The organism is Silvimonas sp. JCM 19000, from assembly GCF_054652575.1.
The window spans coordinates 1-20,916 of sequence record NZ_BAAIHC010000026.1 but is presented as its reverse complement, the minus strand read 5'-3'; the positions used below and the strand labels follow the sequence as shown (position 1 = coordinate 20,916).

At 59.2% G+C, this 20,916-nt stretch carries 14 protein-coding genes and 4 tRNA genes; 11 read left to right on the top strand and 7 right to left on the bottom strand.

Annotated features, from left to right (window positions below; translation table 11 throughout):
* Window positions 1-92: 92 nt before the first annotated feature.
* Window positions 93-1,118 carry a D-alanyl-D-alanine endopeptidase gene (gene pbpG / locus ACYQ1A_RS18325; RefSeq protein ID WP_499364284.1) on the bottom strand — a complete coding sequence of 342 codons (1,026 nt, stop codon included), beginning with the start codon at window positions 1,116-1,118 and terminating at the stop codon, window positions 93-95.
* A gap of 222 nt (window positions 1,119-1,340) precedes the next feature.
* Between pbpG and phaC the strand changes: the two genes are divergently transcribed.
* The 3 genes from phaC (at window position 1,341) to ACYQ1A_RS18310 (ending at window position 5,451) form a co-directional block, all read left to right on the top strand.
* Window positions 1,341-3,065: a class I poly(R)-hydroxyalkanoic acid synthase gene (gene phaC / locus ACYQ1A_RS18320; protein WP_499364282.1), complete on the top strand. Its 1,725-nt coding sequence runs from the start codon at window positions 1,341-1,343 to the stop codon at window positions 3,063-3,065.
* Between the two features lie 165 nt (window positions 3,066-3,230).
* Window positions 3,231-4,412 carry an acetyl-CoA C-acetyltransferase gene (locus tag ACYQ1A_RS18315; RefSeq protein ID WP_499364279.1) on the top strand — a complete coding sequence of 394 codons (1,182 nt, stop codon included), beginning with the start codon at window positions 3,231-3,233 and terminating at the stop codon, window positions 4,410-4,412.
* A 202-nt stretch (window positions 4,413-4,614) separates the two neighbouring features.
* On the top strand, window positions 4,615-5,451 hold the full coding sequence (locus ACYQ1A_RS18310; RefSeq protein ID WP_499364275.1) for a sulfurtransferase: 837 nt from the start codon (window positions 4,615-4,617) through the stop codon (window positions 5,449-5,451).
* A gap of 126 nt (window positions 5,452-5,577) precedes the next feature.
* Here ACYQ1A_RS18310 and hrpA read toward each other — a convergent pair whose 3' ends face one another.
* The 6 genes from hrpA to ACYQ1A_RS18280 all read right to left on the bottom strand — a co-directional run bounded on the left by hrpA (window position 5,578) and on the right by ACYQ1A_RS18280 (window position 11,841).
* Window positions 5,578-9,468 carry an ATP-dependent RNA helicase HrpA gene (gene hrpA, locus ACYQ1A_RS18305; protein ID WP_499364272.1) on the bottom strand — a complete coding sequence of 1,297 codons (3,891 nt, stop codon included), beginning with the start codon at window positions 9,466-9,468 and terminating at the stop codon, window positions 5,578-5,580.
* A gap of 300 nt (window positions 9,469-9,768) precedes the next feature.
* A complete protein-coding gene (locus ACYQ1A_RS18300) occupies window positions 9,769-10,983 on the bottom strand; it encodes a PAS domain-containing protein (RefSeq protein ID WP_499364269.1) in 1,215 nt (404 codons plus the stop codon).
* A gap of 308 nt (window positions 10,984-11,291) precedes the next feature.
* Window positions 11,292-11,368: transfer RNA gene (locus ACYQ1A_RS18295), tRNA-Asp, on the bottom strand.
* Between the two features lie 43 nt (window positions 11,369-11,411).
* A tRNA-Val gene (locus tag ACYQ1A_RS18290) sits at window positions 11,412-11,487 on the bottom strand.
* A gap of 197 nt (window positions 11,488-11,684) precedes the next feature.
* Window positions 11,685-11,761 (bottom strand) — tRNA-Asp (locus ACYQ1A_RS18285).
* A 4-nt stretch (window positions 11,762-11,765) separates the two neighbouring features.
* A tRNA-Val gene (locus ACYQ1A_RS18280) sits at window positions 11,766-11,841 on the bottom strand.
* A gap of 220 nt (window positions 11,842-12,061) precedes the next feature.
* Between ACYQ1A_RS18280 and ACYQ1A_RS18275 the strand changes: the two genes are divergently transcribed.
* The 8 genes from ACYQ1A_RS18275 (at window position 12,062) to ACYQ1A_RS18240 (ending at window position 20,855) form a co-directional block, all read left to right on the top strand.
* The gene (locus tag ACYQ1A_RS18275) at window positions 12,062-12,943 is read left to right on the top strand and encodes a type II secretion system protein N (protein ID WP_499364265.1); all 882 of its coding nucleotides are present in this window, start codon (window positions 12,062-12,064) and stop codon (window positions 12,941-12,943) included.
* A gap of 9 nt (window positions 12,944-12,952) precedes the next feature.
* A complete protein-coding gene (gene gspD / locus ACYQ1A_RS18270) occupies window positions 12,953-15,226 on the top strand; it encodes a type II secretion system secretin GspD (protein WP_499364262.1) in 2,274 nt (757 codons plus the stop codon).
* Window positions 15,223-16,692, top strand: a complete 1,470-nt coding sequence (gspE, locus tag ACYQ1A_RS18265) for a type II secretion system ATPase GspE (RefSeq protein WP_499364259.1) — start codon at window positions 15,223-15,225, stop codon at window positions 16,690-16,692. The genes gspD and gspE overlap by 4 nt, the downstream gene beginning before the upstream one ends.
* Window positions 16,693-16,798: 106 nt before the next feature.
* Window positions 16,799-17,104 (top strand): PilZ domain-containing protein, encoded by a 306-nt coding sequence (locus tag ACYQ1A_RS18260; protein WP_499364255.1) that lies wholly within the window; start codon window positions 16,799-16,801, stop codon window positions 17,102-17,104.
* The gene (locus tag ACYQ1A_RS18255; protein ID WP_499364253.1) at window positions 17,101-17,682 is read left to right on the top strand and encodes an SRPBCC family protein; all 582 of its coding nucleotides are present in this window, start codon (window positions 17,101-17,103) and stop codon (window positions 17,680-17,682) included. Before ACYQ1A_RS18260 ends, ACYQ1A_RS18255 begins: the two co-directional genes overlap by 4 nt.
* 33 nt (window positions 17,683-17,715) lie before the next feature.
* A complete protein-coding gene (locus ACYQ1A_RS18250; RefSeq protein WP_499364252.1) occupies window positions 17,716-18,624 on the top strand; it encodes a polysaccharide deacetylase family protein in 909 nt (302 codons plus the stop codon).
* A gap of 820 nt (window positions 18,625-19,444) precedes the next feature.
* Window positions 19,445-20,038, top strand: coding sequence for a DUF416 family protein (locus ACYQ1A_RS18245; protein ID WP_499364249.1), 594 nt, complete (start codon window positions 19,445-19,447; stop codon window positions 20,036-20,038).
* Window positions 20,039-20,231: 193 nt separating this feature from the next.
* Complete coding sequence (locus tag ACYQ1A_RS18240) at window positions 20,232-20,855, top strand: hypothetical protein (RefSeq protein WP_499364247.1); 624 nt, start codon at window positions 20,232-20,234, stop codon at window positions 20,853-20,855.
* Window positions 20,856-20,916: the final 61 nt, after the last annotated feature.

Below are 20,916 nucleotides of genomic sequence, written 5' to 3'. Positions count from 1 at the left end.
GACCCACCAACCAAAGCCATTCGTCCGGACATCAATGTCCGGTTATGCCGCTCTGGTTGGTGGGTCTTGACCCACCCTATGCATGCTTTGCTTTAGCTACGTGCCAGCGCGACCGGGCTGGTTTCCAGCCATTTCTTTACGCGGATGGCATCGCCGATGCGGGTGTATTTACCGGTCGAATCCAGCAGCACGATCACCACCGGAGTGCCGCTGATGGTGGCTTCCATCACCAGACAGTGGCCCGCTTCGTTGATAAAGCCGGTCTTGGTCAGCCCGATGTCCCAACGGTCTTCTTTCACCAACGGGTTGGTGTTATGAAAAGACATCGTGCGGCCATTCAGGTTGGACGTGAACTCGTATTGCGACGAGGTGGTGAACTCGTGGATTTCCGGATAACCACGGGCGGTCTTGACCATGGTGACCAGATCGCGTGCGGTGGAGACGTTTTGCGGCGTCAGACCGGTTGGATCATAAAAATGCGTGCTGTGCATGCCCAGCGCCTGGGCTTTTTCGTTCATCTTGGTGATGAACAGTGCCTTGCCGCCCGGATAGGTGCGCGCCAATGCCGCAGCCGCACGGTTTTCCGAAGACATCAGTGCCAGCAGCATGACTTCGGCACGGGTCAAGCGGGTGCCCACCGTCAGACGCGAACTGGTGTTCTTGAGCGTGTCGACGTCTTCTTCGCTGATGGTGATGAATTCATTCATCGGCAAATGCGCGTCCAGCGTCACCATGGCGGTCATCAGCTTGCTGATCGACGCAATCGGTGTCACGTTGTCCGGGTTCTTTTGATAAACCACGTCACCGCTGTTCTCGTTCAGGATCAACACGGCGGCTGATTGCACGCCGGGGTTGTCCATCGACGACAACGCCATGGCCGGCTGCACGCGCACGCCACGGCGGGCTTGTGCAATGGCGCGACGGCTGACCGAACCTTTAACGGACGGCGCCAGCGTGGTATCGACACGCGCAACGGTTTTTTTGGACTTGCTGGACTTTTTGGCGCTAGCTTGCGCGGTGGTCTTGTGCTTGTGATGCGTTGCTGCTTGCGCACCGGGGGCCATGGCCAGAGCCGCCGCAGTCAGCAACGAAATAATCAGGGGGTTGAGAGGACGCATGGTCGGTCTCCAGAATGCGTGGGCCATATCGATCAGATTGCGCGTCATGGTAATTGAGAAGAGTAAGAAAGTCATGTCAAATCAAGCAGTACTGCGCGATTTGCAAAGCGCTGTCTTAGAAAATTTCACCGAACTTGCAGCAAAAACCGCGTTTTCGTATGCTGGTTTACCTCACCAGTCTGGTGCGGTTTTTTTCTGTCCAGTTCTGTTGCGAGGCATGTAGTGGCCGATTCCTCCTCTTTCGATGCGTTTTATCAGCAACTGGCCGCCAGCCAGCAGCAATTGTGGCAGCAATGGATGAACGTGGCGGCGCCCGCGCCCAACGGTGCAGCTGCCGAGCAGAATGCCCAACAAAACAAGGGTCTGACAGCCGAATGGCCGACGTTGCAAGCTCAGTGGTTGCACGACCAGATGACCTTGTGGGCCACTTATCTGCGTGGCACGCCCGCTGAACCCCTGATACAGCCTGAAGCCGGCGACCGCCGCTTTGCCGCGCCCGAGTGGGACGCCGCGCCGTTTTCGTTCATCAAACAAAATTATTTACTTACAGCGCGGTTACTCAACACGCTGGCCGCCACGCATGCCAGCGGCGATGCCGCCGCTCGCTCCCGCCAGGCGTATTTCACGCGGCAACTGACCGATGCGCTCAGCCCGGCCAATTTTGCGTTCACTAATCCTGAGGTCATGAAGCTGGCCGCCGAAACCGAAGGCGCCAGCCTGCAACAAGGCATGCAGAAGCTGGCGGAAGATGTGCGCAAAGGCACCATCACCATGACCGACGAATCGGCGTTTGAAGTGGGCCGTAATCTGGCCACCACCGAAGGCGCTGTGGTGTTCGAAAACGAGCTGTTCCAGCTGCTGCAGTACAAGCCTTTGATGAGCAAAGTCAGCGAAGTTCCGCTGCTGATTGTGCCGCCATGCGTGAACAAGTTTTACATCATGGATTTGCAGCCTTCCAACTCGATGGTGCGCTGGTGCGTGGCGCAGGGGCAGACCGTGTTTCTGGTGTCGTGGCGCTCGATTCCGGCCGAGTTGGGGCATCTGCAATGGGATGACTATGTTGAGGACGGCATCATCAAAGCGGTTGAAGTAAGCCGCGCCATCAGCAAGCAGCCGCAAATCAATGTGCTGTCGTTCTGCATCGGCGGCGTGCTGGTGGCCACGGCCATGCCGGTGCTGCAAGCGCGCGGCCATGACTGGATAGCTTCGTTGACCTTGATGGCGGCCATGCTTGATCACGCCGATCCGGGCGATATCCAGCATTTTATCGACTGGAACCTGGTCAGCCAGCGCGAGGCGCAGTTGGCGGCAGGGGCGGGCGGCCTTGTTTCCGGCAAGGAGCTGTCGCGCACCTTTGCCGCGCTACGCGCCAACGACCTGGTCTGGCACTACGTGGTGCACAACTACCTGAAAGGCAAAACGCCGCCACCGTTTGATTTGCTGTACTGGAACAACGATGGCGCTGACCTGGCAATGCCGATGCATACCTTCTTTTTGAAGAACATGTATCTGCAAAACAATCTGACCCGACCTGATTCGTTTTCGCTGTGCGGCGTGCCCATCGATCTGGGCCAGATCAAGACCCCGACCTATATCTTCGCGGCGCGCGAAGACCATATCGTGCCGTGGCAAGCCGCGTGGCAAAGCACGCATTTGCTGGGCGGCCCCACACGCTTTGTGCTGGGCGCATCCGGCCATATCGCCGGCACCATCAATCCGCCCGCAGCCAACAAACGCAGCTACTGGACGCGGGACGCGGCGGTGGCCGAGCCGCAACAGTGGCTGGACGGCGCCGAACAGCATGCGGGCAGTTGGTGGACCGACTGGTTGGCATGGTTGCAGCCGTTTACCGGCAAGAAGGTAGCGGCGCGCAAGACACTGGGTAACGCCACCTACAAACCCATCGAGCCTGCACCCGGGCGCTATGTGAAGGCCAAAGCCGGCTGAGCCGCTGCGGCAAGCCGTCGCCCGCCCGTGCGAGCTGCGGTCCGATTGCGTTTGAAACGATTAGCGGCCCTGCGCCTGTTGCAGCGCAACAGGCACAATCGCCCGCAATATCAACGCCGGACGCGCCGACCACGTATTGGCGCGCCGTGTTCTCTGGAGATTTCGATGCTTGAAGTAGCGATCGTTGCGGCTGGACGTACGGCCATTGGTAACTTCGGCGGCACGCTGGCCCATGTCAGCGCGCCGGAACTGGGTGCCACGGTGATACAGGGCCTGCTGGCGCGCAGCGGCGTCAGCGCTGAACACATCAGCGAAGTCATCCTCGGCAATGTGCTGACCGCCGGGCTGGGGCAAAACCCGGCGCGCCAGGCCGCACGCAAAGCCGGTATCCCCGATGCCGTGCCCGGGCTGACCGTCAATCAGGTTTGCGGCTCGGGCCTGAAGGCCGTGGCGCTGGGCGTGCAATCCATCCTGTCGGGTGACAACCAGATCGTGATTGCCGGTGGCCAGGAAAACATGAGCGCCGCGCCACATCTGCTACCCAATAGCCGCGACAGCTTTCGCATGGGCAATGCCGCGCTGGTGGACAGCATGGTGTATGACGGCCTGACCGATGTTTATCACCAGTACCATATGGGCGTGACCGCCGAGAACATCGCGCGCAAATACGGCATCAGCCGCGCCGAGCAAGATGAATTTGCCGCCACGTCGCAGGCGCGAGCTGCTGCGGCGCGCGAGGCCGGGCGCTTTGTTGACGAGATCATTCCGGTGGCGGTACCGCAACGCAAAGGTGAGCCGCTGCTGTTCAGCCAGGATGAGTTTATCCGCCCCGGCACCACCGCCGAAGCGCTGGGCAAATTGCGTCCGGCTTTCGACAAAGAAGGTACGGTCACGGCGGGCAATGCCTCGGGCATTAACGACGGCGCGGCAGCCGTGATGCTGATGAGCCGCGAGCGCGCGCAGGAACTGGGCTTGCCGATTCTGGGGGTGATCCGCGCGGCGGCTTCGGCGGGCGTTGACCCCGCCTTGATGGGCATGGGCCCGGTGCCGGCCACACAGCGCGCGCTGGCGCGGGCAGGCTGGAGCCTGGATAGTCTGGATCTGATCGAAGGCAATGAAGCCTTTGCCGCCCAGGCCCTGGGTGTGGCGCGCGAATTGCGTTGGGATCTGCAGCGCGTCAGCGTCAATGGTGGCGCGATTGCGTTGGGCCATCCGATCGGTGCATCGGGCGCACGTGTGTTGGTGACCTTGCTGCACGAAATGGCACGGCGCGATGTACAACGCGGCCTGGCCACCCTGTGTATTGGGGGCGGGATGGGTGTGGCGCTGGCGGTTGAGCGCGTCTGATCAGTTGCAGTGGTGACACCGCCTGCGGCAGAGGTGGCGGCAACGTTTGCGTGCGGTTGCTGCCACGCCGCGTGCACCAGCGCGGGGCGACACAAAAAAAGCTTGTGCATAGTCCGTGCGAGCCATGCCAATCCGGGTTATAACGTGCGGGGCATCGGGGCGCATTGGCCGCCCCCGAGCCCCCAAACCGGAGCCCGATGACATGTTCCCACTGCTGTCCGTGGACCAACTTGCCAGCGCACTAACCGACCCCAAGCTGGTTGTGGTCGATTGCCGCAATGATCTGCTGTCGCCTGACAGCGGCCGCGCCGCCTGGCAGGCGGGGCATATACCCAACGCAATCTATCTGCATGTCGACGCCGATCTGTCCGGCCCGCGCAACGGCGCCAACGGGCGGCATCCCTTGCCCGCCCCGCTGTGGTTGGCGGCACGGCTGGGCAGTCTGGGCATAGGCAATGACAGCCGGGTGGTGGCCTATGACGCCGCGGGCGGCATGTACGCCGCGCGCCTGTGGTGGCTGCTGGGTTGGTTGGGGCACGACAATGTGCAAGTGCTGGATGGCGGTTTCCCGGCGTGGCAGGCGGCCGGGCGGCCCATCAGCGAAGAACGTCCGGTGCCGTTGGCGGCGGTGTTTGTGCCACATGTGCGCAGCAACCGGGTGGTCAATGCCACGCAAGTGATGGGCAATCTGCGCGAATCCGCGTTTCAGGTGGTCGACGCCCGCAGCCCGTCGCGTTTTCGCGGTGAGGGCGAAACCATGGACCCGGTCGGCGGACACATTCCCGGCGCGCTCAACCGCTTTTATGCCGATAACCTGGTCGACGGGCATTTCAAACCGATTGAACAATTGCAGCAAGAATGGCGCGAGCTGCTAGGCGCGATTCCGCCCGCTGATGTGGTGCACCAATGCGGCTCGGGCGTGACGGCGTGCCATAACTTGCTGGCGATGGCGGTGGCCGGCTACAACGGCGGCCGGCTGTACGCCGGATCATGGAGCGAATGGGTCGCCGACCCGGCCCGGCCCGTCGCCACACAATAAGCCGGCAACCCGGGTATCCCATAGGGTGGGTCTAGACCCACCCTCCAAAGCCGCAGACAAGACCCGCAACTGTTTGCATTCGTGGGGATGGGTTTGCTGGGTGGGTCATGACCCACCCTATGCGGTTTAGCGGCGGATCAGGTCGTCCCATACCTTGTTCAGGCGCTTCAGCGAGATCGGGTACGGCGTACGCAGTTCTTGCGCAAACAAGCTGATGCGCCATTCCTCGATCATCCAGCGCACCGGCAGCAGCGGGGCGGTGTCGCGGCCGTCGCGCTGCCACTTGTCCAGTTCGGCCTGATAGCGCGCCTCAAACGCGGTGACCTCATCCGCGCGTTGGGCATCCCGCGTGGGATTGGCGCTGCGTTTTTCCAGCCGCAGTTTGATCGCGCGCAGATACAGCGGCACGCGCGGCAATTGCTCCCATGGCGTGCCGGACATAAAGCCCGGATACACCAGCCGCGCCAGTTGCGCCTTCAGCTCGTGCGCAATCGGGCCCGGCTTGTGCGCCAGCGGGGCCACTGCGGTGTATTCGGCGGTGATTTCGGTCAGTGCCCGCACCGCGCCATCCCGTACCGACGGCAGCCGCACCTTGGCACGGGTCTTCTGTTCATCAAACGCTTTCTTTGTGCGCGGCGCTTCGTCGTCACCGAGGAAAGCGCGATTGCAGATGCAGTCGACCAGGTCGTCCATCAGCATGTCGCTATTGCCCAGACCACGCAGCTGGATGGCCAGTTGCTGAAAGCCCGGTACCGCTTTGGGCAATTGCTTGACGTGCTCTTTCAGCTCCAGCTTCATCAACTGGATCACGCCCGGGCGGTGTGCCGCTTCGGCGGCGAATTCGGTATCGAATACGCGTATGGCACAGCTTTCGGCTTCCGCCACCAAGGCCGGGTAACCCGTGATATTGCGACCCTGGCGCTTGAAGGTGAGCTTGGCGGGTAGGTCGCCAAAGTCCCATTTGGTGATGCCGCTTTTCTCGATTTCGGGGCCGGCTTCGTCGCCACTCTCGCGGAAGGTGAGCTGCGCCGCTTCGCCCAGCTGATTGCGGATGGCGATCAGATCACGGCCTTGCGCCAGTTCCTGGCCCGCGTCATCCACAATGCGGAAGTTCATGCGCAAATGCGCTGGCAGTTCGGCTGCGGCAAAGTCATCTTCGCTGATGCTATGGCCGGTGCCACGCGTGGCGGCGTGGGCCAGTTGCGGCAACAGCGGCGCTTCGCGGTCGGCCTTGTCCAGTTCGGTCAGCATGCGCGTGGCAAATTCGGGCACCGGCACACACAAGCGGCGGATCGGTTTGGGCAGCGCTTTGATCAATAGCGTGATCTTTTCGCGCAGCATGCCCGGTACCAGCCAATCGAAAATACTGGCGTTGACCCGATTGAGCTGATGCAGCGGCAAGGTCAGCGTTACGCCATCCAGCGCGTGGCCCGGCTCAAAGCGGTAGGCCAGTGGCAAGCGCGCTTCGGCCAGCTTGAAGTAGGTAGGGAACTGCTCTTGCGTCACGCTACCCGCGGCCTGCGTCATCAAATCATCGCGGTCGAGGAACAGCAGCTTGGGATCAGCTTTTTCCGCCTCTTTGCGCCAGGCTTCAAAGCCGGCGCCATTGACCACATCGGCCGGGATGCGGGCATCAAAAAAGCGGAACAACACTTCGTCATCCACCAGAAAGTCCTGGCGCCGCGCTTTGTGTTCCAGCTCTTCAATCTCCAGCAGCAGCTCGAAATTGTGTTCGTAATAGCGCGCTTTGGTGTTGTAGTTAAAGCGCACCAGACCTTCGCGGATAAAGATTTCGCGCGCCTCGGCCGGGTTGATGGCGCCGTAATGCACTTTGCGGCGCGGCACGATGGGCAGGCCGTATAAGGTGACGCGCTCGCTGGCCGTCACCTGCGACTGGTCTTTTTCCCAGTGCGGCTCAAAGTATTGGCGCTTGACCAGATGGCTGGCCAGCCGCTCCACCCAGAGCGGTTCGATGGCGGCCACGCTGCGACCAAACAGCTTGGTGGTTTCGACCAGCTCGCCCGCCAGTACCCACTTCGGCCGCGCCTTCTTCAGGCCGGAGCCAGGGAAAATCTGGAACTTGATGGCGCGCGCGCCAAGGTACTCATCGGCCTCCGGCTGTTTCATGCCGATATTGCCGAGCAAGCCGGTCAGCAACGCCTTGTGGATTTGCTCATAAGTGCCGGGCTTTTCATTAAGACGCCATTCCAGATCCTCAACGATGTCTTCCAGCTGCCGGTGCAGATCACGCCATTCGCGCAGGCGCAAATACGACAAAAAGTGCTGATGGCACAGATTGAGCAACTGGCGATTGGACTGCTTGTTGGCCTGCGCTTCTTCAAAGAAGGCCCAGACCTTGAGATAGGACATGAAGTCGGATTTATCGTCGGCAAAGCGCAGATGTGCGCGGTCGGCCGCATCGCGCGCTTCAAATGGACGCTCACGCGGGTCTTGCAAGCTCATCGCGCTGGCGATGATCAGAATCTCTTTGAGACAGTGTTCCTGATGGCCACCCAGCAGCATGCGGCCCAGCTTGGGGTCGACCGGCAAGCGCGCCAGTTGCTTGCCGATAGGGGTGAGCACATCGCCGTCATCCACCGCGCCCAGCTCGCGCAGTTGTTGGTAGCCATCGGCCACCAGCTTGCCGGACGGCGCTTCGAGGAAAGGAAACTCATCCACGCGGCCGAGCTTGAGCGCAGCCATGCGCAAGATCACCGCCGCCAGCGACGAGCGCACGATTTCGGGATCAGTAAAGGCGGGGCGGGCGTTGAAATCGCTCTCTTCATACAAGCGTACGCAAATGCCGGAAGACACCCGGCCGCAACGACCGGCGCGTTGCCGGGCCGAGGCTTGCGAGATCTTCTCGATCAGCAGCTGTTCGACCTTGGCGCGTGGCGAATAACGGTTGATCCGCGCCAGGCCCGAATCCACCACATAACGGATGCCGGGCACCGTCAGCGAGGTTTCGGCGACGTTGGTCGCCAGCACCACGCGGCGGCCATTCGAGGCACGAAAAATACGCTGTTGTTCTTCGTTGGATAGACGCGCCAGCAGCGGCAGGACTTCGGCATCGCGCACTTTGGCTTTGCGGAAGGCCTCAGCGGTTTCGCGGATTTCGCGTTCGCCCGGTAGAAACACCAGCACATCGCCGGGGCCGTCATGGCGCCACAATTGCTCGACCACGGTGACCACGGCTTCTTCCATTTCGATTTCAGCGGCGTCTTCGTCGCTGGCTTCGGGGGCGTGATAACGCACTTCCACCGGATAAGTGCGGCCGGACACTTCGATTACGGGCGCGCCGGTAAAGTGGTTGGCGAAGCGATCGGCATCGATCGTGGCCGAGGTGACGATGACTTTGAGATCAGGCCGCCGTGGCAGCAGCTGCTTGAGATAGCCCAGCAGAAAGTCGATGTTAAGGCTGCGCTCGTGCGCCTCGTCGATCAGGATGGTGTCGTAGGCGCTGAGCAGCGGGTCGGACAAGGTTTCGGCCAGCAAGATGCCATCGGTCATCAGCTTGATGTAGCTGGCGTCGCTGGTCTTGTCGGTAAAACGCACCTTGTAGCCGACCACGGCGCCGATCTCGGATTTGAGCTCTTGCGCGATGCGGGTGGCAACGGTACGCGCGGCCAGACGGCGCGGCTGGGTGTGGCCGATCAAACCGAAGGTGCCACGGCCCAGTTCCAGACAGATTTTGGGCAACTGCGTGGTTTTGCCGGAGCCGGTTTCGCCACAGATGATGACGACCTGGTTGGCCGCAATCGCAGCGCGGATTTCATCGCGCTTTTGATTGACCGGCAGGTTTTCGTCGAATTCAGGTTGCGGCAGCTGATGCTGGCGCCGCTCGGCCTTTTGCAGGCTGGCGATCATGGCCTGGCTGATTTCCGCCAACGCCCGGTCCGCCGGTTTGCCGGAACGCAGCCGCTGGGCGGCGGACTGCAAACGCGGCGCCAGCGCAACACGATCACGCGCCATGCAGTGTTCAAGTTGCGTTTGCAGTTCGGCGAGGGAAGCGGACATAGAATAACCGGACGTAAAAGCGGCCGATTTTATCACGGATGGAAAGCGAGGCTGCGGGGCATGGCGTAGCACGGCACGTACTGCCGCTTGCTAACGGTTCGTACGCGCACGCCGGTGTGGCTCGAGAGGGGCGGGGCGCATAGGGTGGGTCCAGACCCACCACGCAAAGCCAACGGCTAGCACCACGCCGGCTAGCGCTGTTCGATGTTCTGGCACTTACGCGAAAGATCGCGCCACACGGGCGCGTCGGGAGGCTTTGAGTGGTGGGACCAGTCCCACCCTATGCCACTTTCTGTGGGTTCAGGCCAGCACGAGCAGGGTGCGGGTGCTGTCTTCTTCTTCGCCGACTTGCTGCACGTGGCAATCGTATTCGGCGTGGCCGCGCACAAAGCGGATGCGTTGCGGCACGCCGGGCTTGGGGTTAGCCAACAAATCGTCGCCATTGCTGGCCACAGCTTGCAGCGGACGGCCGAGCAGATCAGAAGGCGGCGTGTTGAGGCGTTCGCACAGCGGGTTGTTGACGAATTCGATAATGCCGTCGCGCACCAGCATGAACGGCACCGGCAGCGCATCGGCAACGCCACTGGAGAGCGGGTCAGACGCAGCCAGTGCCGCTTCGGCGGCTTTGACGTGCGTGATATCGATGGCGATATTCAGGATGTAGACATCGCCATCACGCACCAGCGGTTGCTTGGTGATATCAAACCAGTGGATGCGGCCATTCGGCAGCGTCCAGTGATCGACCACGCGCACGGTGTCACCGTTTTCCAGGACTTCGGTATCGCCGACGGTAAACGGCAACTGCGAGTCATGGGCTGCCAGATGCGATTGCACCAGCAGTTCATGCCCCAGCGTGGTTTGCGTAGCGCGGTTAACCAGCAAGAAACGGCCGTGTTTATCGCGCACAAAAATCAGGTTCGGGCTGGAATCGATAATCTGATGCACAAACAGCTGCTGGTTGAACAAGGCTTCTTCGGTGGCCTTCATCTGCGTCACGTCGCGGATAACGGCTATACATTCTTTAGTGGACAGCGGCAGCAGGCGGGCTTCAAACACGCGCAGGCCGGATTCATCGCCGTTACCCAGACGATATTCAAACTGCTGCATGCTTTGCGCGCTTTGCACGGCAATCAGCGCTTCCAGGTACTGGCGCGACACGCGGGCCGGAAACAAGCCGGACAAGCGCACGTTGTTGCCCTGCGCCACCGGGTGATGCACGGCATAGGCTTGATTGAGCGAGGTCACCACGCGATTGGCAAAATCGATACGCCAGACCAGATCGGGCAGCGATTCGGCAATGGGCAGATTGCGCAGATCTTCTTCAACACCATGGGTATCACTGGCGGCGGGGAGGGGGGCGTCAGCCGGAGCGGCGTTGACGACGGCCAGCCACAAGGTACCAATGACCAACCAGGCGCCAATCAGAAACAGCGGCAAACCCATGGCCATGCCGCCCCACCAATGCACAGCCGCAACACCGCCCAGGCTCACGCAGAGCGCAGAACCAACCAGCATGGGTCGGAAGCGGGGTAGAGCGGCACGAGCGGCTGAAGACATGTTTTATAAGTTGGCCTGGATTTGGGGACGAATTTGCGCCAGAGCGGGGGCTCGGGTCAAGTGCCAGGAGGCCTGGAAATGACGGGCGCGGTGGCCTGCGGGGCAAACAATGACGTGCGGGCATTGTAACAATGCAAATGTCATACGTCAGTATTATCTATAGTGTTCTAGCGACGGTAAGCAGTGGGGTGTGAACTACGCTGCAGAAGTTCTACTTTGTACCAAGTAGCGCAGCCATATTGCTCAGGGATAAGCAACAAAGGTGATGGCGGAGTGGACGGGACTCGAACCCGCGACCCCCGGCGTGACAGGCCGGTATTCTAACCAACTGAACTACCACTCCGCAGTGGTATGACGATTTGAAGCAGTTAAAACTTTAAAACTGATGGTGGGCGATGACGGGGTCGAACCGCCGACATCCTGCTTGTAAGGCAGGCGCTCTACCAACTGAGCTAATCGCCCTCCGACAAGAGAGGCGCATTAAAACATAAGGTGAAGAATGCGTCAATCAACTATTTAAAAAAGTTTTAGCACATTCCGCATTACGTATTAATACATTTCTATTTGTCGCGGGCTAATAACAGATATCAACACTTAACAAATAGAGGTCTTGCATAAATAGAAAAAGCCGCTTTAAAAAAGCGGCTTTCCTGGAATGCTGGCGGAGTGGACGGGACTCGAACCCGCGACCCCCGGCGTGACAGGCCGGTATTCTAACCAACTGAACTACCACTCCGCAGTGGTGGGCGATGACGGGGTCGAACCGCCGACATCCTGCTTGTAAGGCAGGCGCTCTACCAACTGAGCTAATCGCCCCTCGTCTTTCGAGAGGTGCGCATTAAAGCATACGCAAAAAGGGTGGTCAATTTTTTTTTGCAATCGGGCTCAAATATTTTTAGACGGCGTTGTCTCAAAGGCATGCGCCTTCTTATGTAACTCGCTGTGGGTAGCAACGAGCGCGCCCATTGCGGTATAAATGGCCTCCTGTTCGCACAAAGATGTATTTCCGGTGAAAGCTTCAAGACTTCAATCCTTCGTGGTGGCACGTGCTCCCTTATGGCTGGAGCTGGTGTTGCTGGTGGTGCTGGCGTGGATGGGCGCAGGCCTGTTCTGGCAGATCTTTGCCCCGCGTTCGCCGCAAGTACGTCTGGCCCCGCCTGTTCAGCCGCTGCCAGCCCAGCAAATGGCATGGAATAACGCGCCCGTATGGTTCGGCCAGGCCGCCGTTGCCACCGGCCCGACTACGCTGGCCGCACAACTGATCGCCGTGATCGCGGGCGGGGATAGCTATAGCGCCGCCATCTTTACCAGTCTGGGCGCGGAGCCAGTGGCCGCCAAGGTGGGCCAGGAACTGCAACCCGGCGTCAAGTTGCTGCGCGTAACACGCGATCATGCCGAAGTCAGCCATAACGGCCGCACCGAGAATATTCCGCTGCAGGGGGCTGATGCATCTGGCGTGGCCGCCGCTGCAGCGGGCGCACAGCCGGCCGACCCCAGTCAGATGACCCCGGTCGTCACCACGCCGCCCCCCGGCGGTGGCCCGGCCATTCCGCCTGGCGTCGAACCAGCCAAACCCATGCCCAGAGCCGCTTCTTCGGCCACGGCGGGTTCCAGTTCCACCGTTACGCGGGGTCAGTTAGCCGCGGCGATGCAGAACGGCAATGTGGCCGATTGGGCCAAGGGTATCGGCAACGCCAATGGCGGCGGTATCCAGATTGATAATGCGGCCGCGCAGCCTTTTGCCGGTCCGCTCGGATTACAGAATGGCGATGTATTAAAGTCTATTAATGGGCAAAACCTGAATACGACTTCAGATATATCAACGCTTTACACGCTATTTAGTCAGCAGTCGCAAGTGGCGCTGGTGGTTGTCCGCCATGGCAGCAATTTGCGATTGAGTTATCAGATTCAGCCTTGACGGACTTCCATGAAACCTCGTGTGCGCTCTTTGTTTATTGCTTGTTTGTTGGCCAGCCAGTTAGTCCAGGCGGCCGACAACACCGTGATGCTCAATTTCGTTAACGCCGATATTGAATCCACGATCAAGGCAATCGGCCTGATTTCGGGCAAGAATTTTGTCATCGATCCGCGCGTTAAAGGCACGGTGAATATCATTTCGTCAGAGCCCGTCGCCAAAGACGCGGTGTATCCGATTCTGCTTTCTGCATTACGCCAACAAGGTTTTACTGCGCTGGAATCAAATGGCGTGATTAAAGTCATGCCCGAAGCTGACGCCAAACAGCATTACAGCGCCACCGGCAGCACGCGCATGAAGTTGTCGGGTGATCGCATCGTTACTCAGGTTTATCCGCTTAAATATGAATCGGCCTCGCAACTGGTGCCGATTTTGCGGCCACTGGTTTCTCCAAATAATGCGGTAGCGGCTTACGCGGCTGGCAATACGCTGGTGATTACCGATTACGCGGATAACGTGCGGCGGCTTAACCGCATTATCGAGAATATTGATCAGCCGTCGTCCTCCGATATTTTTCCGATCACGCTCAAGTACGCCTCTGCGCTCGAAGTTGCGCAGACGCTGGCCAAGCTGATGCCGGAAATCGCCATGCAAGGCGTTTCGGCGGCCAATCAGATGGGCGAGGGCATCCGGCGCAGCACGGTGGTGCCGGACCTGCGCAGCAACTCGCTGCTGGTGCGCAGTGAAAACGCCGCCATCGCCACCCAGATCAAACGCCTGGTCGCCACGCTCGATACACCGGGTGCGGCCGGCGGCAATATCCATGTGGTGTATTTGCGTAATGCCGAGGCGGTCAAACTGGCCGGCACCTTGCGCGGCATTCTGACCGGCTCGGACGGTGGCAGTAGCAGTAGTTCCAGCCAGGGGCTGTCGACCTCATCCAGTAACAGCAGCGGCACCAGCGGCACCAGTGGCAGCTCGTCCAGCACCAGCGGCACCTCGGGCACTTCGGGCAGCAGCGCCGGTTTGTCGTCCAGCAGCAATACCGGGAGCAACAGCAGCAGCAACCAGAGCACCGGCACCAGCGTGCAGATCGGCGGCGCCACCGTGTTGTTGCAGGCCGATCAGACCACCAACTCGCTGGTCATTACCGCGCCGGACAATGTGTATAACAATCTGCGCAGCGTGATCGACAAGCTGGATGTGCGCCGCGCGCAGGTTTATGTCGAAGCCATCATTGCTGAAGTCAACGCCAGCAAAGCCAATGAACTGGGCGTGCAATGGGTGCTGGGTGGCTCCAGTTCGTCCGCTTCGATTATTGGTCTGTCGTCCTTGTCGAGCGTGGGCTCGCTGGGCAACGCGCTCGGCACCATAGTCACGGCGGCATCCAGCGGCGATTACAGCTCGCTGCCGACCGGTTTCAACGTGGGCGTGGTGAATGGCTCGCTCACCGGTAACGGCAAGACGCCGACTGTGGGCCTGTTGTTGTCGGCCTTGCAGAACCAGGGCGATGCCAATGTGCTGTCAACGCCTAACCTGGTCACGCTGGATAACGAAGAAGCCAAGATCATGGTCGGCCAGAACATTCCGATCCTGACTGGCCAGACTGCGTCGAGCGGCTCCAATACCAACCCGTTCAATACCTATACCCGGCAGGACGTCGGTATCACGCTGGCGGTGCGGCCGCAGGTGTCGGAAGGGGGTTCGATTACCATGCAGGTGTACCAGGAAGTCTCGGCCGTCGATAGCACGGTGGATACCTCCGGCGGCGGCCTGGCCACCAAAAAACGCACCATAGAATCTCGCGTGCTGGTGGATAACGGCCAGACCATCGTGCTGGGTGGCTTGCTCGAAGATTCTTCGCAAAACGCCGAAAACAAAGTGCCGGTGCTGGGCGATCTGCCGTGGATCGGCGGCCTGTTCCGCTATCAGGCGCGTAACTGGTCCAAGACCAATCTGATGGTGTTCTTGCGCCCGGTCATTCTGTACGACAGCAAAGATACCGATGCACTGACCAGCGATCGCTACGGCTATATCCGCGGCGTGCAGCAGAACTTCAAGATGTCGGATAGCGCGGCCTTGCCTGCGGTGCCGGATGTGGTGTTGCCGGGGCTGGAAGGCAGCACCAAGCTGAAAACCCGCAATGGCCGCTATGACACGCAAGATCTGACGCTGCCCGATACCACACGTGCGCCCGCCAGCGATGCTTCTGGCGTTAATGCCACCACGCCGTCGGTGGGCCCGATCCCGGCACCGACGGATAACACGGAGGCGCCAGCCAAGTGAGCGCGCGTCTGGTTCCTTATCACTTTGCCCGTGACAACGGCGTGGTCGATATCGCCCAGGACGGCGATGTCATCCACGTGTTGATGCGGCGCGGCGCTGAACTGTCGGCGTTGAGCGAGCTGCGCCGGGTGGCGCAACGCCCGCTGACGGTGGAGCTGGTCGATGCCGATGTCTACGATGGCCGCCTGACCCAGCTGTTTTCCAACGCAGGCGGGGCATCGGCCTCGGTGGCGTATGACCTTGAAAGCAATATCGATCTGTCGCGGCTGGCACAAGAGCTGCCCGAAATCGAAGACCTGCTGGAAACCGAAGACGACGCGCCCATCATTCGGTTGATCAACGCCTTGCTGACCGAAGCGCTGCGCGAAAACGCCTCCGATCTGCATCTGGAGCCGTTTGAAACCCGTTCCGTAGTGCGTTTTCGCGTCGATGGCAATTTGCGCGACATCCTTGAACCCAAGCGCGCATTGCACTCGGCGCTGGTGTCGCGAATCAAGGTGATGGCGGGGCTGGATATTGCCGAAAAACGCCTGCCGCAAGATGGCCGGATCACTTTGCGCATCGCCGGGCGCCCGGTCGATGTCCGGGTCTCCACGCTGCCAACCGGTCATGGCGAACGCGCCGTACTGCGTTTGCTTGATAAATCAGCCGGCCGGCTGGACCTGGAAAAACTGGGTATGGGCCGCGATACGCTGGATATCCTGCAAGGCATGCTCAACCAGCCGCACGGCATCGTGCTGGTGACGGGCCCCACCGGCTCGGGCAAAACCACCACGCTATACGCCGCCTTGTCGCGCATGGATGCGCAAGTCGCCAACATCATGACGGTGGAAGACCCGATCGAATACGACCTGGATGGCGTTGGCCAGACCCAGATCAACCCGCGTATCGATATGAGTTTTGCCCGGGCCTTGCGCGCCATCCTGCGCCAGGATCCGGACATCATCATGATCGGTGAAATCCGCGATCTGGAAACCGCGCAGATTGCCGTGCAAGCCTCGCTCACCGGTCACCTGGTGCTGGCCACCTTGCACACCAACGATTCGGTCAGCGCGGTCACCCGGCTGGTTGATATGGGCATCGAGCCGTTTCTGCTGGCCTCGTCCTTATTGGGGGTGCTGGCCCAGCGGCTGGCGCGCAAACTGTGCCCGGTCTGCCGCCGTCCGGATACGCCCCTACCGGATGAACGCCTGGCTTTTGAAGGGATCGACACGCCGGTGATCTACCGACCGGTGGGCTGTGCCGAATGCAACGGCGCCGGGTATCGTGGCCGTACCGGCATCTACGAATTGTTCCAGGTCGACGAAACCGTACGCACCATGATCCACGCGCGTGCGGCCGAGCTGGACCTCAAAGCGTATGCCCAACAGCACGGTATGCTGACCATGCGCCAGGACGGCCTGCGCCGCGTTCTGCGTGGCGAAACCAGTCTGGAAGAGGTCTGGCGCGTGACGCGCGAATCCTGAGCGTAATCCGCCACCCGCTGACAGCGGCGCGCCGCACCGGCTGCCACAATCCGTACATTCGTCTCAAATAAAAGCGACGCACATGCATGCGCCGCACGGGGGCTAGATGGGTCAGCGCGAGCAAAGAACGTCACGGCGTGTTCCGATGAACTGCAAGGTCAAGCTGCGGTTCAAGAATTCCAGCATGCCGGCCTATGGCATCTGCACCGACCTTAGCGTGGGTGGCCTGACTATCCGCAGCAGCTATGTCCCCCGCCCCGATGAAACGTTTGATGTGTTTGTGATGCCGCCCGCCTCCGGGCCGGGCCCGCGCACGCCGTTTGCGGCGCATGTGCAGGTCAAGCGCTGCCACGAAGTCGAGCGCGGCAAACTCTATGAACTGGGGCTGGCCATTATCGAGGTGCTGCAATGAAAACATTGTCGTCTTTATGCTGTTTGCTGGCGCTGTGTGCGCCGGCGGCCTTTGCCGCGGATTCCGCCGCCAGCCAACCCGAAGCCCACGTCACCAAAAATGGCGATACGGTCGAACTGGATACCCAATTCAGCGTGCCGGTGTCGCGCGAAATTGCCTGGGCCGTGCTGACCGACTTTGAACATATGACCGCGTTTATTCCCAATCTGGCCTCGAGCAAGGTGCTGGAAAAAAACGGCAATGTGTGGAAGGTGGAACAGACCGGCAAAGTCAGCGCCGGCTTGTTCCATGTTAATTACGATTCAGTGCGGGAACTGACGCTGACCCCGCAAACCGAGATCAAGGCCCATACCGTGGGCGGCGATTCGGGTGCCATGGAAAGCGTGAGTACGCTCAGCGAGAAAAACGGTGAGACCGTGGTAAGCTACCGCGCCCAATGGACGCCCAATTCGTCGCTGCTGGGCAGCCTGGGCGCTGGCTCGGCCAAAAACCAGCTACAACGCCAGTTTGCTGCGATGGAACACGAAATGCTCAAGCGCGCCGGCAAGGCCACCGCCTCGGAGCCCGCCAGCCGCTAGCCGCCTAACCCTCAGTTACCAGAACCCGGATGTATGCGTCTTCTTGCTCTCAAAATTGATGTAGACACTTACCGTGGCACGCGCGTCGGCATCCCCGCGCTGGTCGAAGCGCTGCAACGCCATGGCGCCAACGCCACTTTTCTGTGGAGCCTGGGCCCGGATCACACCGGCCGCGCCATCAAACGCGTGTTCCGCCCGGGCTTTATGAAAAAAGTGTCGCGCACCTCGGTGGTCGAACATTACGGCTTTAAAACCCTGATGTACGGCACGCTGTTGCCCGGCCCGGACATCGGCAAACGCTGCGCCGGCATCATGCGCGACGTGGCCGCCGCCGGTTTTGAGAACGGCATCCATACCTGGGACCATATCCGCTGGCAAGACGGTGTCGCCCACGCCGATGCGGCCTGGACGCAATCCGAAATGAAAGTCGCCTTCGAGCGCTTCCAGAGCATCTTCGGCGCACCAGCGCGCACCCATGGCGCGGCGGGTTGGCAAATGAACGAACACGCCTACCGCTTCGAACAACAAATGGGCTTGCGCTACGCCTCGGACACCCGCGGCACTCATCCTTTCTGGCCCGTGGTGCGGGGCGAGCTGGTGCGCGTGCCGCAACTGCCGTCCACACTGCCCACGCTGGACGAACTGATCGGCGTGGACGGCCTGACCCCGGACAATGTGCACGAACACCTGCTGCGCCTGACTGCCGAGGAAACCCCCTACGGCCACGTCTACACCTTGCACGCCGAACTGGAAGGCATGAAGTTGTTGCCCGTATTTGAGCGTTTGCTGGAAGGCTGGAAGGCACAGGGCTACACCCTGGTGTCGACGGCTGATCTGTGCGATTCGATCGATCTGGCGCGCCTGCCGTATCACCATGTCGAGATGGCCGAGATTGAAGGGCGCAGCGGGGTGCTGGCGGTGCAGGGGGCGGTGTTTCCCTGATCGGTTCACTTAGGCAAACCTATGCGTTCTGCCTTGATAAAAAGAAAACAAGCCCGCTGTTATCAGCGGGCTTTTTGCAGAGCGCGGCTTTGAATGCGCTGGATCGGCAATATCAAAATATTCGCCATTCTGGCCGGCGTCCAATCTGCTCTTTAGAGCGCCGTGGATAGGGCGCACGGCAAATGGGCAATCGGCTATGTCCGCGATGAGAACGAAATTGTGATCGATGATGCCGGCGGTTTATGCGCTTTGGTTGATATGCAGGCAATACGGATCAATTCCTCTGTGTATTCGTTTCTGCTTTGTCTGTTAGCCTATGCTCATTGTGCTCTCCTGCTTCGATATCGAATTCGGTTTAACAGATTTGACGGGTTTCTTAGGCGAGGAGCAAGCGCATGCTTTGGGAAAGATTGATACTTAGCGACAGCGACCACGAACATCTGGTTAGTGAGCTATATTATGGCGGGCAGTTTTTGCTATTGATGGACCGTGAACAGGGGCGCGCTGCGGTTTGTGTTTCGTTTCCGGATAAAACGGAGAACTTGGCCTTAGAATTCCTCTGCAAGAGTTTATCGAGAAATTGCAAGAAGCCGCCGATGACTTATGTAATTAGCGGTTCCCGGAGACTTCGCCGTTCTGGAAATCCCGCTTGCAGAGATGATTGAAACCAATTGGTGATTAAGCGTAATCCTTTCGATATTAAATACGACGCTAATCGAATCACTGAGGCACGCCTTGATCCACGCGCGCGCGGGGTAAATGAAAGTGCGCGTAAAAATGCGGCCCAGCGAAATGGGGTTCTGGAAAGGGAGGTAAAGCGATGTTAGAGCTAAACGAAGACCAATTACGGCTGGACCTCGGCGCGCTTAGTCACGAGCATCGCGCATTGTTCGGCCTCTCCCTATGTGAACGTTTATTGCCCAATGCGTCGATTTTTGCACAGCGGCATAATCTCGATTATTCCGGCTTGAGACAATATTTGAATAGCATTTGGGAAAATATCGACCAAGGACATCAATTCGACTTTTTCCGTTTGGCCGCCGAATGCGAGGCAGTTGCGCCTGATACGGAAGACTATGACGATCCACTCGTTTCTTCCGCGTTGGACGCCGTGGTCGCAACCAGTAATCTTCTTCGCTTTATGGTTGATGACGCCGTGGGCCTTATTGTGGAGATATCAGTACTCGCTTGTGACACTGTGGATATGTACATTCAAGAGGCGGACGGCCTGGATATTGAAGATCCCGATTTTGAGCAAAAAATCTTGTCGCATGCGCTGATGCAAGCGGAAATTCAACGTCAAATCGAAGATTTGAGTTTCATCAGCACATTGACTTTGATCGACAAGATGAATGCCGCGGCGCTAAGAAGCAAATTCAGTAACAAAGTGATCGGTAACATCGGTCTTGCTTGAAAAACCAGGCGATGATTGAAATAGGCACATGCATTTTACGGCTGTGATTACATCGCCGTGGCAAAGACTCAGAGCAAAGCAGCACCATCATGAAGAGTTTGATAATTCACAGTCGAATGGTAGGGGCACAGTGAATAACTCTCAAAAAATGACAGTTACTTAACCGGCGAATTACATTCATTGAGGTAAAAAGGTGAGTTTTTCCATCGAAAGTTCAGAGTTTGTCGTCCTTTCCTGCTTTGATATCAAGCTGGATTTGATGAAGGAACTGGTGAGAGAACACTTCCGGGACCCCGCCCGTGCGGCCGGTTTCACCTTGAATGAGGGAAAACTGGATCTAAATACCGTAAATGCAGGCAGACCCTACTACGGTAGCCGGAATCCCATAAAGGCATTAATTTACCAGCCTCTCATTTATATCGATCGATGTTTTTTTATTGCCAATTGCAGCGACGGGTGGCACAGCATGGTCTATCAGCTGTGCAAGAGATTCGAACTGGACTGTATAAGTATTTCCACCAGTTCTAATGATGACGAATATCCGATGAACTCGATCCGTGTCTACCAAAGCGGAGTTACCAGACGTTTGGTTCGAGCTTTCAAGGATGGCGACCGGTGGGATTTTTTTGAGAAGGGCGATCCTGTGCCGTTTGAGCAGGTGGAGAACTATAAGAAAAGGCGAATTCGGGATCGATTGGATCGTGAAAAGCTGCTAACGAGCGTGGAAAGGGCAGGGCTGGATTTGAAAAATCCTGGCGCGTGGGTCACGAATCAAGACACGTTATATATCAATGAATGTAGAACCCCTGGCGGCTGATATGGAAGAGGGAAGTAACCATTATCTTTTTTCAGGACGGGCACGATGAAAAGATCTCAAT